The 16,834-nt window shown below is 33.7% G+C and carries 19 protein-coding genes; 9 read left to right on the top strand and 10 right to left on the bottom strand.

Features of this window, described 5'->3' with window-relative positions; genetic code table 11:
* Nucleotides 1-205 precede the first annotated feature (205 nt).
* From cysS to ABY285_RS04540, 4 genes are all read left to right on the top strand, one after another.
* Nucleotides 206-1,684 (top strand): cysteine--tRNA ligase, encoded by a 1,479-nt coding sequence (cysS, locus tag ABY285_RS04525; protein WP_372767466.1) that lies wholly within the window; start codon nucleotides 206-208, stop codon nucleotides 1,682-1,684.
* Between the two features lie 87 nt (nucleotides 1,685-1,771).
* Entirely contained in the window at nucleotides 1,772-2,002 is a 231-nt protein-coding gene (gene yidD / locus ABY285_RS04530; RefSeq protein WP_372767500.1) for a membrane protein insertion efficiency factor YidD, read from the top strand.
* Between the two features lie 157 nt (nucleotides 2,003-2,159).
* Nucleotides 2,160-2,990 (top strand): prolipoprotein diacylglyceryl transferase, encoded by an 831-nt coding sequence (gene lgt / locus ABY285_RS04535; RefSeq protein ID WP_372767468.1) that lies wholly within the window; start codon nucleotides 2,160-2,162, stop codon nucleotides 2,988-2,990.
* A 19-nt stretch (nucleotides 2,991-3,009) separates the two neighbouring features.
* A complete protein-coding gene (locus ABY285_RS04540; protein ID WP_372767470.1) occupies nucleotides 3,010-3,579 on the top strand; it encodes a pentapeptide repeat-containing protein in 570 nt (189 codons plus the stop codon).
* Between the two features lie 54 nt (nucleotides 3,580-3,633).
* Here the strand turns inward: ABY285_RS04540 and ABY285_RS04545 are convergent, their stop codons facing one another.
* Genes ABY285_RS04545 through ABY285_RS04560 form a run of 4 tightly spaced genes read right to left on the bottom strand, consistent with a single transcriptional unit; the run spans nucleotide 3,634 to nucleotide 6,501 of the window.
* Complete coding sequence (locus tag ABY285_RS04545) at nucleotides 3,634-4,356, bottom strand: head GIN domain-containing protein (RefSeq protein WP_372767472.1); 723 nt, start codon at nucleotides 4,354-4,356, stop codon at nucleotides 3,634-3,636.
* A gap of 10 nt (nucleotides 4,357-4,366) precedes the next feature.
* Nucleotides 4,367-5,443 (bottom strand): hypothetical protein, encoded by a 1,077-nt coding sequence (locus ABY285_RS04550; RefSeq protein WP_372767474.1) that lies wholly within the window; start codon nucleotides 5,441-5,443, stop codon nucleotides 4,367-4,369.
* Nucleotides 5,427-5,963: a hypothetical protein gene (locus tag ABY285_RS04555; protein ID WP_372767476.1), complete on the bottom strand. Its 537-nt coding sequence runs from the start codon at nucleotides 5,961-5,963 to the stop codon at nucleotides 5,427-5,429. Before ABY285_RS04555 ends, ABY285_RS04550 begins: the two co-directional genes overlap by 17 nt.
* On the bottom strand, nucleotides 5,953-6,501 hold the full coding sequence (locus ABY285_RS04560) for an RNA polymerase sigma factor (RefSeq protein ID WP_372767478.1): 549 nt from the start codon (nucleotides 6,499-6,501) through the stop codon (nucleotides 5,953-5,955). The genes ABY285_RS04555 and ABY285_RS04560 overlap by 11 nt, the downstream gene beginning before the upstream one ends.
* Before the next feature lie 234 nt (nucleotides 6,502-6,735).
* Here ABY285_RS04560 and lon point away from each other — a divergent pair, with 234 nt between their 5' ends.
* A complete protein-coding gene (lon, locus tag ABY285_RS04565; RefSeq protein WP_372767480.1) occupies nucleotides 6,736-9,189 on the top strand; it encodes an endopeptidase La in 2,454 nt (817 codons plus the stop codon).
* 40 nt (nucleotides 9,190-9,229) lie between these two features.
* Here lon and ABY285_RS04570 read toward each other — a convergent pair whose 3' ends face one another.
* The 6 genes from ABY285_RS04570 to ruvX all read right to left on the bottom strand — a co-directional run bounded on the left by ABY285_RS04570 (nucleotide 9,230) and on the right by ruvX (nucleotide 13,073).
* Nucleotides 9,230-9,961: an SDR family NAD(P)-dependent oxidoreductase gene (locus ABY285_RS04570; protein WP_372767482.1), complete on the bottom strand. Its 732-nt coding sequence runs from the start codon at nucleotides 9,959-9,961 to the stop codon at nucleotides 9,230-9,232.
* A 52-nt stretch (nucleotides 9,962-10,013) separates the two neighbouring features.
* Complete coding sequence (mazG, locus tag ABY285_RS04575; protein WP_372767484.1) at nucleotides 10,014-10,793, bottom strand: nucleoside triphosphate pyrophosphohydrolase; 780 nt, start codon at nucleotides 10,791-10,793, stop codon at nucleotides 10,014-10,016.
* Nucleotides 10,794-10,796: 3 nt separating this feature from the next.
* The gene (locus ABY285_RS04580; protein WP_372767486.1) at nucleotides 10,797-11,216 is read right to left on the bottom strand and encodes a DUF5606 domain-containing protein; all 420 of its coding nucleotides are present in this window, start codon (nucleotides 11,214-11,216) and stop codon (nucleotides 10,797-10,799) included.
* A 151-nt stretch (nucleotides 11,217-11,367) separates the two neighbouring features.
* The gene (def, locus tag ABY285_RS04585) at nucleotides 11,368-11,955 is read right to left on the bottom strand and encodes a peptide deformylase (RefSeq protein WP_372767488.1); all 588 of its coding nucleotides are present in this window, start codon (nucleotides 11,953-11,955) and stop codon (nucleotides 11,368-11,370) included.
* A gap of 51 nt (nucleotides 11,956-12,006) precedes the next feature.
* Entirely contained in the window at nucleotides 12,007-12,660 is a 654-nt protein-coding gene (locus ABY285_RS04590; protein ID WP_372767490.1) for a DUF1919 domain-containing protein, read from the bottom strand.
* Nucleotides 12,657-13,073 carry a Holliday junction resolvase RuvX gene (gene ruvX / locus ABY285_RS04595; protein ID WP_372767502.1) on the bottom strand — a complete coding sequence of 139 codons (417 nt, stop codon included), beginning with the start codon at nucleotides 13,071-13,073 and terminating at the stop codon, nucleotides 12,657-12,659. Before ruvX ends, ABY285_RS04590 begins: the two co-directional genes overlap by 4 nt.
* Before the next feature lie 185 nt (nucleotides 13,074-13,258).
* Between ruvX and ABY285_RS04600 the strand changes: the two genes are divergently transcribed.
* From ABY285_RS04600 to ABY285_RS04615, 4 genes are read left to right on the top strand one after another with little or no spacing between them, the layout of a single operon-like run.
* Entirely contained in the window at nucleotides 13,259-14,074 is an 816-nt protein-coding gene (locus ABY285_RS04600; protein ID WP_372767492.1) for a 2,3,4,5-tetrahydropyridine-2,6-dicarboxylate N-succinyltransferase, read from the top strand.
* A gap of 33 nt (nucleotides 14,075-14,107) precedes the next feature.
* The gene (locus ABY285_RS04605; RefSeq protein WP_372767494.1) at nucleotides 14,108-15,148 is read left to right on the top strand and encodes a CDP-glycerol glycerophosphotransferase; all 1,041 of its coding nucleotides are present in this window, start codon (nucleotides 14,108-14,110) and stop codon (nucleotides 15,146-15,148) included.
* Nucleotides 15,149-15,204: 56 nt separating this feature from the next.
* Nucleotides 15,205-16,047: a glycosyltransferase gene (locus ABY285_RS04610; protein ID WP_372767496.1), complete on the top strand. Its 843-nt coding sequence runs from the start codon at nucleotides 15,205-15,207 to the stop codon at nucleotides 16,045-16,047.
* A 43-nt stretch (nucleotides 16,048-16,090) separates the two neighbouring features.
* Nucleotides 16,091-16,651: an L-threonylcarbamoyladenylate synthase gene (locus ABY285_RS04615; RefSeq protein WP_372767498.1), complete on the top strand. Its 561-nt coding sequence runs from the start codon at nucleotides 16,091-16,093 to the stop codon at nucleotides 16,649-16,651.
* Nucleotides 16,652-16,834 lie beyond the last annotated feature (183 nt).

The raw sequence follows: 16,834 nt of genomic DNA on the forward strand, positions 1-16,834 counted from the left end.
AAATCGGCTCAGCCCAAATTATGTTTTGGCCCTTGTCAAGCGATTGATTAAAGGAATGATAAAATATAAATGATCAATTAACACTTATCAATTAATGATTATCAATTACATCCCGAACGTGCGGGGTCATTCATTTTTCATTATTCATTCAATTTCCGTTCAGGATTTTTAGTATATTTACGTTTTTAAATTAAGTGACCTTTTAATGGAATTATACAAAACAAATCAGCTAAAAATATACAACTCTTTAAGCAAATCTAAAGAAATTTTCAAACCCATTGTTGAAGGAAATGTTGGAATGTATGTTTGCGGACCAACGGTTTACAGCAATGTGCATTTGGGAAATGTGCGGACTTTTATGTCGTTTGATTTGGTTTTCCGTTATTTAAAACAGTTGGGCTATAAAGTGCGTTACGTGCGGAATATTACCGACGCCGGGCATTTAGAAAATGACGCCGATGAAGGGGAGGACCGAATTGCCAAAAAAGCGCGGTTGGAAAAAATTGAGCCGATGGAAGTGGTGCAACGCTACACGGTCGATTTTCATGAAACGCTGCAGAAAGTTAATAATTTACCGCCGAGTATTGAACCTACTGCAACCGGACATATTGTGGAGCAAATTGAAATTATTAAAGATATATTGGACAAAGGAATGGCTTATGTAGTGAATGGGTCTGTTTATTTTGATGTGTTAAAGTATAATGAAACAGATCGTTACGGAATTCTTTCCGGCAGAAACATAGAAGATTCCATTCACAACACACGTGAGTTGGACGGACAATCAGAAAAGAAAAATCCGCAGGATTTTGCACTTTGGAAAAAAGCGGAAGAAAGACATATTATGCGCTGGCCTTCGCCTTGGAGTGACGGTTTTCCTGGCTGGCATTTGGAATGCACGGCCATGAGCACGAAGTATCTGGGTGAAACATTTGACATTCATGGCGGTGGAATGGATTTAAAATTTCCGCATCATGAATGTGAAATTGCACAATCTAAAGTAAAAAATAAAGTGAATCCAGTGAATTATTGGATGCATGCGAATATGCTGATTTTGAATGGCCAGAAAATGGCAAAGTCAACAGGGAATTATATTTTACCCAATGAAATTTTTACGGGAGATAATAAAATATTAAGCAAAGCTTTTTCGCCAAGTGCCACACGTTTTTTTATGATGCAGGCGCATTATCGCAGTGTGTTGGACTTTTCAAGCGATGCCTTGGAAGCTTCTGAAAAAGGCTATATAAAGTTGATGGAAGCCTTAAATAATTTCGATAAAATTGAAACAGGTAAAGAATCCTCAATAAATATTAGCGATTGGAAACAAAGATGTTACCAAGCTATGAACGATGATTTTAACAGTCCGGTGTTGATTGCCAATTTATTTGAAGCGGTAAAATTCGTGAATTTGCTGGTTGAAAAAAAGGAAACCATTTCGGCAATTGATTTTGTGGAACTTAAAAATACAATGAATACTTTTGTTTTTGATGTTTTAGGACTTAAAAATGACTTGAAACAAAATGCTTCCGAGAAATTAAACGGTGTTGTTGAAATGCTGATCAATATGCGTAAAGAAGCACGTGATAACAGAGATTGGGCACTTTCCGACAAAATTCGTGATGAACTTGCGGTTTTAGGAATTCAACTTAAAGACGGAAAAGAAGGAACAGCATTTTCCATAAATTAAATTGAAACGAGCATACCAAATTTTGATGCAAAAGGGAATGATTAATGGCGAATAGCATCTGTACCGCTAAAAAATAAAATTTAACAGATTAAAGCATTCACAAAAATATTGGCAATTCCATTTATTTGGCTGGTTCGATTTTACCAGGCAGCAATTTCGCCTTATTTGCCATCAAGTTGCAGATATTCGCCGACTTGCTCAAGTTATACCATAGAAGCTTTAAATAAACATGGGATTTTTAAAGGAGGTTGGTTGTCAATCAAACGAATTGTGAGCTGCAATCCTTGGGGTGGACATGGATATGATCCGGTTCCATAAAAAAACAATTGACAATTAACAATTAACAATTGATAATTAGCAACTTAGGAAAAGAGAATAGACAAAAGTTAAGAAATAGGGATAAACAAACTTTCAACTTTCTAACTTTCAACTTTTCAACAAATAAACAGTTAAACGATTAAACAAATATACAACAATGATGTTACTTCAAATAGATTGGAATCCTGCACCGGAAATTTTTAAAATAGGCTCATTTGCCATTCGTTACTACAGTTTAATGTTTGTCATTGCTTTTATGTTGGGACTGTATTTAATGAAAAAGATATTCATTAATGAAAATATTGAGATTGAAAAATTAGATTCTTTATTTATTTATACCATCATAGCAACGCTGGTAGGTGCAAGAATTGGGCATTTTCTATTCTATGAACCTGAATTTTTATTCAGAAAGCCATTGGAAGTTTTGCTTCCTGTCCGTTTTTCGCCGAAATTTGAATTTACGGGTTATGCCGGCTTGGCAAGTCACGGTGCAGTTATTGGGATTATTACCGCCATGTATTTTTACAGTAAAAAGGTGTTGAAAAAACCAATACTTTTCATTTTAGACAGAATTACCATTCCCGTTGCCGCTGCAGGTGTTTTTATCCGATTGGGGAATTTAATGAATTCTGAAATTATTGGAAAACCGACAAACTCAGATTATGGGTTTATATTTAGAAGATTGGGAGAAGATTTCCCGCGCCATCCCACACAAGTTTATGAGGCAGTTGGCTACTTATTCGTATTTCTGATCCTATGGTTTGTGTACTGGAAAACCGATAAAATGAAAAAATCAGGCTATCTTTTCGGATTGTTTTTTGCGCTGCTTTGGTCGGTTCGGTTTTTTGTTGAATTTTTTAAGGAAAAACAGGTTGAAGGTGGTGAAAATTGGATGTTCGGATTTAATACCGGACAGGTTTTAAGCATTCCACTTATTATTATGGGTCTGTATTTTATGTTTCGTAAAACAAAAGAGGAAACTAAATAAGGGTGAAGATTGCTAAACTATGGACGATTTTATTGAAAATGAAGTCTTTGAAAAAATCGATTATTCAAAAGTAAAATTGGTGAAGGGAGAATATGATGGTTGTTCTTTTAGAAATTGCCTGTTTTTGAACGCTGATATTTCGGGGATTACTTTTATAGATTGTGAATTTATAAATTGTAATTTCAGCATGACCTGTTTCAAAAACACTTCATTTAGATCCGTAATTTTCAAAAATTGTAAATTATTGGGACTTCATTTTAATGATTGCAATCCTTTTTTATTGGCACTAAGTTTTGAAGAATGTCATTTAAATATCGATTCTTTTTATAAACTGAAACTCAAAAACACGAAATTCAACAAATGCAAACTCCAGGAAGTTGATTTTTCAGAAACTGATTTAACCAATGCAACATTTAACAATTGCGATTTAATTGGGACCATTTTTAAGACTACAATTTTAGAAAAAACCGATTTTAGAACTTCGTTTAATTACAGCATTGATCCAGAAATAAATCGCATAAAAAAAGCAAAATTTTCCTTGCAGGGTGTGATAGGTTTATTAGAGAAATACCGGATAGAAATAGAATAATATTAATAAAAAACGTCGCAATTGCGACGTTTTTTATATCTTGTCTTATATGAATTAACTTTTCTTTTTAATTGATCCTGATCCAATAGATTTTGATTTTTCAATAGTCGGATTTCCAGTATAAATGACATCTCCTGACCCAACAATTTTGGCATGTATTTCAGAAATTGCATGGATTTTTACATTTCCCGATCCGGCAATATTTATATGGGAAGCAGTTGCTTTCAAATCAGAACCCTCCATGTTTCCGGAACCTGCAATTTCACAATTTAAAACATCAGAATTTCCTGATAACTTGATATTGCCTGACCCTGCAATTTGTGAAGTCAGGTTTTTGGTTGAAACCGGCAAATCCAATGTCCCGGATCCAGCCAGATTTAAATCTAAATCCGAAGAATTTAATACATCTTTTGAGCTCACATTCCCAGATCCTGCCAATGAAATAGCATCAACCATTTCAAAAGAAACTGTGATTACAATAGTTTTGGTTGATCTTAACTGATAACCTTTTTTTTGCTTAATTTTTAAATGGCCATTTTTAACTTCTGTTTCAATATATTCAATTAAATTTTCATCTGCTGTAATGGAAACAGCGCCTTCTTTTCCTTTTACCAATATGACATCAAAAGAACCTGCGACACCAATTTTATCATAATCGGAGAGGCTTCTGTTCTCTGTGATGAGCTTTCCGTTTCCTTTTATATTTTTAGTAAATACCTGAGCGTTTAGGTGAGTGCTAATAACTAATAATGTCAAAATACCAATAAATGTTCTCATATTTTTGTTTTTAATTGTTATTAAATGAAATACTTCCATAACTGGATTTTATTGAAATTTGGGCGCCTGAATTTGGCGAATTGTAATAACCCTCATAATATTTTGAAGTGGATTTTTCAATTTCCTTATTGAATGTAAAACGATCTCCATGCTTAAATCCACAATAACTTAATGCAGCCGTAATATCAAATGAGCCATTTGGATGTAAACCAAGTTTTATTTGGGTGTAGGACGATTGGACATTTAATTCCTTCAAATTCTGACCCAATTCCTCAATTTTTAACGAACCATAATCCAAATTAAATACTCCGGTAATAAGCAACTTGTCAATGGTTAAATTCATATAATCACTTGTTCCATTTAAATTTTTAGCATCGCCAATTTTTAAACTGCCGTAATCACAAGAGTAATTTAATCGGTCAATTGTTCCAAAGGCCAAGTGAGAAAAGTCTGCATTTAAATCGATGTTTCCTGACTTGTCAATTCTTAATGTGGAATAATCAGCATTTACATTACCGTTTTTCATATAGGAAATAGTTGAATTGTTGGTGTAATCAATATTGATGCTATTTGATGCATTTAACAATTCTCCAATATTTAATTTGCCATAATCACAGTTTATTTTTGCTTTTCCCTCCAGTTTGTTGAGGCTAATTGCGCCGTAATCATTGGTTAAATTCACATTGTTGGTTAGGGGCATTTTAATTTGGTAATTAATTTCCATATTTACATTGTTATTCTTTCCCCACAAATTCCAGGAAGACGAACTTTTCTCAATCATTGTTTTTGCGGAAACATAAGTTGAATTTGAATCGAATTCAACAGTAATTTCTTCTAAACGCTTTTTAACTTTGTCCTCATCATCACCTTTGGTTGTAATTTTTATGGTTACTGTTATTTTATTTTCATTCCAGGTTACAATATCAATATTTCCATACTTATTTGAAACATTTAAAGTGGCTTCTTTGGTCACATTGAACGTTTTGTCAATCACTTTGGTTTTCTTGTATTTCCCTTCTTTTTCAGTAGCAAAAATAGCAAGCGGAATGAGTAAAAAAAGAAGAAAAAGTTTAGCTGTATTTTTCATTGTTTTGTGTTTTTAGTTGTTTAACATCTTCTATTTGAATCAATAAATTTTGCAGCACTTCAATCCGCTGTTGAAAATTAGAAATCATTGCATATATAATTCTTTTGTCGGTGGTACTTTCTTTGAGTTCTAAAGTAAGCACTTGGTATTGCTTTTCAAGTTTATTTAATTGTTGCAATCCATCAGAAATTAATTGTTCCGTGTCGGGATTTCTTTCTTTTTCAATTAATGTAAGTTCATTTTCAATGGTTGCCACAAAGAAATTTTGGGTTTCTCCCATTTCTGGAGAAATGCTGGCCAGTTCCATTCCTGATTTTGAAAATGACATCCCAACCCAAATACCAAAGATTAAGATTATGGAAGCCGCAAAGGCAATGAGAGGCCATAGTTTAAAAAGAATATTTGGCTTTGTGCCTTTATTCAATTTTTCTTCAAATCTTTTGAAATGGCCAATATTTGGCTCTTCAACATCAAATTTATTTTCCAGTTCTTTAAATATTTTTTCTAAATTATCTTGCATAAGTTTCAGATAAAAGATTTCTTAATTTATTTTTTGCTCTTGAAATAGTAGTTCGTGTATTTTCATAACTAATATCCATAATTTGGGCAATTTCTTCACAATCATACCCTTCAATTAAATTTAAGGTCAACGCCACTTTATAATTATTTTTAAGCGCTGATATTTTATTTAAAACTTCACTTGCATTCGGTTCTCTATAATCGTAAGAATCTTCCTCAATTTCTTTTAGGGCAACTTTTTCAAGAGGAACCTTTTCAAATTTATGCATCTTTTTTAATGAGGTAATACTCTTGTTAATTACTATTTTTTTCAGCCAGGCACCAAAAGCTACCTTTTCGCTGAAGGAATCTAATTTTGTAAAAGCCGATAAAAACGATTCTTGCATCACATCTTCAGCTTCAAAAGAGTCATTCACAATTCTAAAAGCTGTATTATACATCGCTTTGTAGTAAAGTTTGTAAATTGCAAATTGTGCTCTGGTATCACCTTTTTTACAACGTTCTATAAGTTGGTTAATATCTTGATTCACTGTGTTCAAAATCGATTACTATTAAAAAGACATCAGTATTTTTAAAATGTTACACTTTTATTTAAAATTACTAAAAAATAATAAGGGCCAATAGGATTTTTGGCATAACAATTGAAATTTATTAAGAGATAACGCAGTTGTTATCTGTATAAAATATTGAAAATCAGAAATATAAATTAATTTTGCGTGAATCATTTTTTAAGTTAAGAAATTATTAATGACAAAATGACCCAATAAGATACTATGAGTAAATCGAAATTTTTTAAACTGGACAATCTGTCATTACAGCACATTTTAGAGGATGATGCTGATTTGATACCATTGATGACTCCAGAAGATGAAGAAGAAATAAATAATGAGGATATTCCGTCTGTTTTGCCAATATTGCCTTTGCGAAATACAGTCTTGTTTCCGGGTGTTGTAATTCCTATTACTGCCGGCCGGGATAAATCAATTAGGTTGATTGAAGAAGCCTACAAAGGAAATAAAATTATTGGCGTTGTAGCTCAAAAAGATGAAAGTATTGAAGATCCTACAACCAACGATATTTATAAAGTGGGTACTGTGGCTCGTATTTTACGGATGCTGAAAATGCCCGACGGTAATACAACAGTAATTATTCAAGGTAAAAAGCGATTTGAAATTGATAGCTTTGTTCAGGAAAAACCGTATTTACAGGCAACCACAAAAGCAAGGGTTGAAGATAGATCAGAAGAAAAAGAGCCTGAATTTAATGCCATCATTGATTCCATCAAAGAAATGGCGGTTCGTATCATTAAAGAGAACCCGAACTTGCCTTCTGAAGCCACATTTGCCATTAAAAATATTGAGAGCAATCCGTTTTTAATCAATTTTGTTTCTTCAAATATGAACCTGAAAGTTGATGAGAAGCAAGAATTATTGCAATCTGATAACTTAAAGGAAAGAGCGCTTCTTACTTTAAAAAAGATGGATATTGAGTTGCAAAGATTGGCTTTGCGCAATGATATTCAGTCAAAAACACGGACTGACATGGATCAGCAGCAACGTGAATATTATTTGCATCAGCAATTAAAGACAATTCAGGAAGAATTAGGTGGAGTCTCTTATGATGAAGAATTGGAAGAATTGCGAAAAACTGCAAAAACAAAAAAATGGAATGATGAAGTAAAAGAGACTTTTGAAAAAGAATTAGGCCGTTTGCAACGCATGAATCCGCAGGCAGCTGAATATTCTATCCAGCGCAATTATTTGGACTTATTGCTGGAATTGCCTTGGAATGAATATTCAGTAGATAAGTTTGATTTAAAGCGTGCGCAAAGAATATTGGATAGGGATCATTTCGGATTAGAAAAAGTAAAAGAACGTATTATTGAGCATTTGGCTGTGCTAAAATTGAGAGGTGATATGAAATCTCCAATCATTTGTTTGTATGGTCCTCCGGGAGTTGGAAAGACATCCTTGGGAAAATCAATTGCCGAGGCACTTGGAAGAAAATATGTTCGTATGTCTTTGGGTGGTTTGCGTGATGAAGCCGAAATTAGAGGCCATAGAAAAACATATATCGGTGCTATGCCGGGTAGAATTATTAAAGACATTAAAAAAGCAGGAACTTCAAACCCTGTTTTTGTGCTGGATGAAATCGACAAACTGGCTTCATCAAGTCATAATGGTGATCCATCTTCAGCAATGCTGGAAGTACTTGATCCTGAGCAAAACACAACTTTTTACGACAATTATTTAGAGCTGGATTACGACCTGTCCAAAGTGTTGTTTATAGCCACCGCAAATAGTTTATCAACCATTCCTTGGGCTTTGCGTGACCGAATGGAAATTATAAATGTTTCAGGCTATACTACCGAAGAAAAAATTGAAATTGCAAAACGTCATTTGTTGCCAAAACAATTAAAAGAACACGGACTAACAAGTGTTCATTTACAAATTGGTAAGAAACAATTGGAAAAAATAGTGGAAGCTTATACCCGTGAATCGGGTGTAAGGGGACTTGAAAAACAAATTGCAAAAATTGTGCGTTACGCAGCGAAATCAATTGCAATGGAAGAAGAGTATGTGGTAAAAATCACCTCAGAAATTGTTGAAAAAGTACTGGGAGCTTCTCATTTAGAAAGGGGAAAATATGAAAGCAATGAAATTGCAGGTGTTGTAACAGGATTGGCCTGGACAAGTGTTGGGGGTGATATATTGTTTATTGAATCTATTATTTCAAAAGGAAAAGGCCTTACCATTACCGGAATGTTGGGTGATGTCATGAAAGAATCTGCAACAATTGCCATGGAATACATCAGGGCAAACGCAACCGATTTTGATATTGATCCCAAACTGTTGGATGAATATAAAATTCATATTCACGTGCCGGAAGGCGCTACACCAAAAGACGGGCCTAGTGCCGGGGTTTCTTTGTTAACATCTATAGTTTCCGTATTTACGCAACGTAAAGTCAAGGCTAACTTAGCAATGACAGGTGAAATAACACTTCGTGGAAAAGTATTGCCGGTAGGTGGAGTTAAAGAAAAGATTCTGGCGGCAAGACGTGCCAATATTAAAGAGATAGTGCTTTGTGCCGAAAACAAAAAGGATATTGAGGAAATTAAGGAATCCTACTTAAAAGGGTTGACATTTCATTATGTAAACAATATGAAAGAAGTGATTGAAATTGCTTTGACCAACCAGAAAGTGAAAAACGCAAAGAAATTATAAAAATAAAAATGATAAAAAAATAGCCGAAAGGCTATTTTTTTTAAACATTTCTTACATCTAAAATGCGTCCGTTTTTTAATTCGCCGTCAACATCCAAATGATAAATTTTTTTCGCAACCTGTTCCGGTGAAAGTAAATCGCCATGTTTATAGAAATCAATGAAACGTTGTACAGCTTTAAATTGTTCTTTTGGCGTATTTCTTACTTTTTCCTGCATATTTGTATCAACAATTCCCGGGTAAATCGAAACAATACTTACGCCGTATTGAATTTCTTTTTGTTCTTTGGAAACTACTTTGGTCATCATATCCAATCCGGCTTTTGAAGCGCAATACATCACCCAACTTTCATACGGATTTACGGCGGCACCCGATGAAATATTAAAAATTTGCTTTTTGCAGTTCCAGTCTTTTGACAATTTTATAAACTGGGAACTTAAAACCAAAGGCGCAGTTAAATTTACCTGAATGGTATAGTTGATATCCGAAGGGGTCAGATTTTCTGTCGTGTTGACCGTACCCAAATCTCCTGCATTGTTTATGAGCGTTAACTGCAGGGTGTTTTTTTTGTCGAGATGGGAGAAAATTTCTTTAAGAACACTTTCAATAGTTTCTGTTTTGCTTAAATCGCATTGGTATTGTTCTTCAAAATATAATTTTTTTGCCTTGCTTCTTGAAATTGAAATGACCCTGTAACCATTTTTGTGATATTCTTTTGCCAGGCCAAGGCCTAAACCCTTACTACCTCCTGTTATGATAAGTATTTTTTCCATTTTGCTCAATTGAAATACCAATTTAGCAATTTTTGAGAAAAGAGGAAGCTAATTATTTATATAATTTTTTAGATTCGTTCCAAAACACATCCATTTCGGCAAGTGACATGTCGTGAAGCGATTTGTTAATTTTTTTGGCTTCACTTTCTAAAAACTGAAAGCGGTTTATAAATTTTTTATTGGTACGCTCCAACGCATTTTCCGGATTTACTTTAATAAAACGTGCGTAATTAATCAGGGAAAACAGGACATCTCCAAACTCTGATTCTATGGCGTCGGTATTTCCTTCTGTGAGTTCTGCATTTAATTCGTTCAGCTCTTCCTGAACTTTTTCCCAAACTTGCCCGGGTTTATCCCAGTCAAATCCAACTCCGGCAACTTTATCCTGAATTCTGCTCGCTTTTACCATAGCAGGAAGTGCTTTTGGAACGCCTTCCAGGACAGAATTCTTGCCTTCTTTCAACTTTAATTTTTCCCAGTTTTGTTTTACTTCTTCATCATCTTTTACAACAACATCTCCATAAATGTGAGGATGACGGTAAATGAGTTTTTCAGAAATTGAATTGGCAACGTCGGCAATGTCGAAATCATTGGTTTCAGAACCGATCTTCGCATAAAAAACCAGATGAAGTAACAAGTCACCCAGTTCTTTTTTAATTTCGGGAAGGTCATTATCCAAAATGGCATCACCCAATTCATAGGTTTCTTCAATGGTTAAATGCCGAAGCGATTCAAATGTTTGTTTTTTGTCCCAAGGGCATTTTAAACGCAACTCATCCATAATATCCAGTAACCTGCCAAAAGCATTGAGTTGTTGTTCCCGGGTATTCATAACTTATGCTTCTTCGGTTTCTTCTTCAACTTCTTTAATGGAAGCAAAATCGAAATTTTTTGAAGTCAATAAATTATACCATTGCACTATTTTTTTAATATTTGAAGTATAAACGCGTTCTTCATCAAAATTTGGTAAAACTTCTCTAAAATAGGAAGTTAAAGCTTTTCCGTTTTCCTTGTGGCTTAAGGCTTCTTTCCCGTTTTCTTTTTCAAAAATGCTTTTAAAAACAATGCGTAACGGAATTTCTTCTTCATAGGTGTAAATGGCAATTTCATTTAAAGCACTGATATTGTGTGTTGCGGTGATGGGAATTCTTTTTGCATCAATTAATGATTCTACAATGATTCCGCCTTTTGACTGCGCTTTAATCTCATACAATCCCGGTTTTCCGTTGATGGCTACAATGTCTTTTAATTCCATTCTTTTATTTTTTTATTAACTGTTTAATCGTTTATTTGTTGAAAGTTATTTATTTCCTTTTTTTGAACTTTTGTCTCTTCTCTCTATTCTATTTTCTTTAATTGGCTTAATGATTTTAGCCTTTAACCTTTAAACTATTTATTAGGGAGCCTTACCTTTTTTTCAATAAAGGAAATTTCATTTTGTAATCGGTACTAACGAGACCTTTTGAAATATTTTCCAGTTTCTTTTTAATCAGTCGTTTTGTTAGGGATGCAATTTTATCAATAAATAAAATGCCTTCGATGTGATCATATTCATGCTGCACAACTCTGGCGGCCATACCTTCAATCACCTCAATATGTTTTTCGAAATTTTCATCGAAATATTCAACCGTAATTTTTTCTTGTCTGAAAACATCTTCTGTAATGTTCGGAATACTTAGACATCCTTCATTAAAAGCCCATTCATCACCTTCTTCACTAAGCATTTTGGCATTGATAAATGTTTTTTTAAAACTGCCTAGATATTCGCGCTCTTTATCACTTAAATCTTCATCTTCCCCAAAAGGCGAGGTGTCAACAATAAAAAGCCGTATTGCTTTGTTAATTTGTGGCGCTGCCAATCCAACGCCACGGGCGTTTATCATAGTCTCCTTCATGCTTTCAATAAGCTCGGTTAAATTTGGATAATCTTTATCAATTTCAACACCTACTTTTCTTAAAACCGGATCTCCGTATGCAATAATTGGTAATATCATATTCTTTTTTTGGTTTGCAAAATTACAAAAGTTTTTCTAAAACAAGTAAAATTAATGCTTTAACCAGTGGGGAATATCAAAATATAAAAAGGAAAGCTTAAACAGTTTTACGCCGTTTGGGACGGTTTCCCCTTTATTTTTGTGGGATTCCTCAATTTTGATGTGATTTTTATTTTGTAGCGAAGGGAAATTTCGAACGCCAAATGAAACTTTATTTTTGAAGGGAAGTTCATGAAATTTTTTTAAAACACTTTCACTTCCGTTATTCAAGTCACATATTTTAAAAAAATAGTTATCTATATTTGATTCTTCAAGCATTCTGGAAGTCCTGCGTGTCCATTTTTCCCGGGCTTCATTTTCCGATTTATAGTGTAAAAAATGTATTTCAACATCATCTATTTTTGCCACTGGATAATTTGGTTCTGTAGCTGTATACGAAGTGGAATTAACAAATATTAATTCCTGGGACATGTAATGATTGAAATTTGAAAGCAACTTTACGAAGCAGGGGCCATGCAAATAAAGCCCAACAAAAGGGGAGTTGTAAGGCCTTTTAAACCAGTGATAAATTTCTCCTCCCCAGCAATTGTTTGCAATGATGACGAAATTTTTATTCTTTAACAACAAGATATCTTTTTTGCAGAGTTGATTCTGGAAAGTTCTTCTAAATTTTCTTCTGATAAATACATTGATTTTCCGAATCATTTTTTTTCTGAATATAGATAAGTTTGTAAAATAATGGTAGCACTAATTTCATCAATTAGAGCCTTATTCTGGCGTTGTTTTTTTTTCAAACCGCTGTCAATCATAGATTTGAAGGCCATTTTTGAAGTGAAACGTTCATCAACGCGTTTAATGGGAATTTTAGGGAAAGTCTGACTTAATTTTTCCACAAACGGCTTAATAAATTGCTCACTCTCACTTTCGGTATTGTTCATTTGTCTGGGTTCGCCAACCAAAAATAATTCGACTTTTTCTTTTTTTAAATACGCTGTTAAAAATGAAAAAATATTTTTGGTATCAACAGTAGTCAAACCCGAAGCAATAATTTGCAATTCGTCCGTTATGGAAATTCCCGTTCTTTTCTCACCGTAATCTAAAGCTAAAATGCGCGCCAAAATGTTAACATAATTTATAAAGTTGTGCAAATTTAGTTATTTTGAATGGTAATTTTTTTAAAAGCAATATATTTGTGCCAAACAGAAATATAAAAGAATGAAACGAGCATATCAAATTTTGATACATATGGTAATGATTAATGGCGAACAGCAGCTGTTACCGCTAAAAAATAAAATTTAAACAGATGAAGGCACTTAAAGAAATAATAGCGAGAGCTTGGGAAAACAGGGAATTGTTAAAAGAGGAACTCACCCAAAATGCAATTCGTGAAGTTGTTGATTTGTTGGATAATGGTGTGATACGGGTTGCAGAACCTGTTGAAAACGGATGGCAGGTAAATGAATGGATAAAAAAAGCGGTTGTGCTGTATTTTCCCATTCAAAAAATGGAAACCTTTGAAGTGGGAATTTTTGAATATCATGATAAAATACCCTTAAAAAGAGGCTACAAAGAAAAAGGAATTCGCGTTGTGCCACATGCAGTGGCACGTTACGGTTCATACATTTCGGCAGGAACCATATTAATGCCAAGTTATGTAAATATTGGAGCTTATATAGATGAAGGGACTATGGTGGACACCTGGGCGACCGTTGGAAGCTGTGCGCAAATAGGCAAAAATGTGCATTTAAGCGGCGGCGTTGGTATTGGCGGCGTTTTAGAACCTTTACAGGCAGCGCCTGTTATTATAGAGGACAATGTTTTTGTGGGATCTCGTTGTATTGTTGTTGAAGGAATTCGTGTGGAAAGAGAAGCTGTTTTAGGTGCCAATGTGGTGCTTACAGGTTCTACTAAAATAATTGATGTTACGGGCAGTGAACCTAAAATAATTAAAGGGGTTGTTCCGGCCCGCTCTGTAGTAATTCCCGGAAGTTATACCAAAAAATTTCCTGCGGGAGATTATCAGGTTCCTTGCGCCTTAATTATTGGGCAACGCAAAGAAAGTACCGATAAAAAAACATCATTAAATGACGCCCTTCGTGAAAATGATGTGGCGGTATAATGTTATATCTTTGCATATAACTCTTACTATAAAATGAAACGATTTTTAATTCATATTTCACAGGGATACAGTATTCCTATAGGTAAACCGCTGCAAAAAGAAATAAGGGAACGGGGTTATGAAGTAAAATGGTTTTCTGAATCGGAAAACGCTAAAAAATATTTAACAGACGAGGAAGAATTATTGGAATCAGTGCAAGAGGTTATGGATTACAATCCTCATATTGTTTTGGTGGCCACAGATTCGGTTCCTCATTTTTTTCCAGGAATCAAGGTTGAAATTTTTCACGGTTTTTTGGTTAATAAATGGAGTTTTAAAAAAGGACATTTTAGAATCAGGGGATTTTTCGATTTGTATTGTACGCAAGGGCCGTCCACAACAGGTCCTTTTAATGAGTTAAAAAGGAAACACAAATATTTTGAGGTGGTTGAAACCGGCTGGTCAAAAGTGGATCCGTTGTTTGAGGCAACCAACAAACTAAAAAGAATTAGCGCTAAGCCTACAGTACTTATTTCTTCTACCTTTACAACACGTTATAGCTTGGCCAAAATCCCTGAAGTTTATGAAGAAATAAAACGATTGTCTTTACTTGGAAAATGGCAGTTTTTGGTGATTCTTCATCCGATGATGGATCTTGCCATAGTTGAAAAATTCAAAAATTTGGAAAACGAAAATCTGAAATATTTCGACACAACAGATATAATTCCAATTTTAAAAATAGCAGATGTGATGTTTTCAGATACCACTTCGGCCATTCCTGAATTTATATTGCAACGTAAGCCTGTGGTCACTTTCAGAAATAACAAACCGATGCCTCACTTAATGAATATTGAAAGCGTAGAGGATATTGAGAAAACCATTGAAAAAGCATTTTCTTACCCTAATGAAGTGATGAAAGAAATTGATGATTATATTGAATTTACACATCCTTATAGTGATGGAAAATCGAGTAATAGAATTGTGGATGCAACTTTGGCTTTTTTAGAGAAAGACAGGTCTTATTTAAAGAGAAAACCACTAAATTTAGTAAGGAAATTTCAAATGAGAAAAAAGCTGAATTACTTTAAGTTTTAAATTAATTTTCTATGTATTACAACACGTTTTAATTAAAATTTATACCATTAAAAACCATGTTTCAGCATTATATTCTTACGCGATTCAATCTTAGAGCCACAGATTGGACAACAACAAAAAACAAGGAAAAAGTATTGACTGAAGAATGGTTGAAAGAACGATTTGATTTGTTTGAAAATTATTGCTTTAGTTCGGTAAAAAATCAGCGCAACCAAAATTTTAAATGGCTGGTATTTTTTGATGTAAATACTCCGGAAAACTATAAACTTAAAGTGGAAGAATATCGAAAGTCTTATGATAATTTCTATCCGTTTTTTATCGATGGAATGCCTAATTTTTTGCCGGAAATCATCAAAAACATCAAGCAGCTTGATACTGAAAAATTCATCATAACCTCACGATTAGACAATGACGACTGCATTCATGAAGATTATATTAACGTGGTACAAAGTTATTTCAACAAACAAAATCACCTTGCCATTGATTTAATTGACGGATATACACTTCAAACAGGAAAAAAGATACGTTTGGGTTTTCAGAAGCATTTGTACAATCCCTTTATTAGTCTGATAGAAAAGAAGGATGATTTTAAAACCGTTTGGTTCAGAAGCCGTCATGGTTCCTGGAAATATGAAAAAAACATCATTCGGGTAAAAGATAGAAGACTATGGTTAGGCATTATTCATTCAAAAAATAAAGTAAATCAGTTTGAAGGTTATGGCAGAGTGGATGCTGAAATAATTAATAAATTTCACATTGCTAAAATTAAACGAGATGAAATTCTAAATGGGCTATCAAATTATGACTCTTGGAGATTGTTAAGTTTTGCCAACAAATTAAGTTCGCTTTCTGCATGTTATTATAAGGATTTTAAAAAGTTTATTGGTCTTTATAAGTAAATTTTCGTAATTTAATTCCTCCTAAAATTGAGTTTACTGTAGCATGGATATTGAAATCAAGAACAGCCTTAAAATACTGAAACAAAAAGAAATTTTACTTTATCCAACCGATACGGTTTGGGGAATTGGCTGTGATGCCACATCCCAAGAAGCGGTTTCAAAGGTTTTCGAAATTAAACAACGTTCAGAAAGCAAGAGTTTGGTTATTTTGGTTGACAGTATCGAAATGATTAAAAAACACATTCCTACAGTTTCGAAAGCAGTTTTAGAGATCCTTGCAAATCCAAAAACACCAACAACCATTATTTATGACAATCCTATTGGTTTGGCTAAAAACGTGGTTGCAACGGACAATACAGTTGCTATTAGAATTGTGCAACATGAGTTTTGCAAAGAATTGATTTATCAATTTGGAAAACCATTGGTATCAACTTCGGCAAATATTAGCGGAAAACCTACACCAAAATGCTTTAACGAAATCGAGAAATCCATTGTTGACAGTGTACACTACGCTGTGAATTTGGAGCGAGAAGAAGTGAATGAAAAATCATCGACTATTTTAAAAATAGATGAAAAAGGCAACATAACTGTACTTAGAAACTAATCTTTTAGTATATTAGTATTACTAAAAAATTAGGAAATGCTTGAAAAAGATTATTTTAAAAGCGAATTATTCGTGAGTTTTTTATTGAATCTTATTATTGTGTTTTTTATTTCTTCAACCTATCTTAAGTTTATTGAAAGTCCCAATTATTTACTAGCCAAAACATATGTCTTTCTGTCCACT

Source organism: Lutibacter sp. (assembly GCF_041555395.1).
Classification (GTDB): domain Bacteria; phylum Bacteroidota; class Bacteroidia; order Flavobacteriales; family Flavobacteriaceae; genus Lutibacter.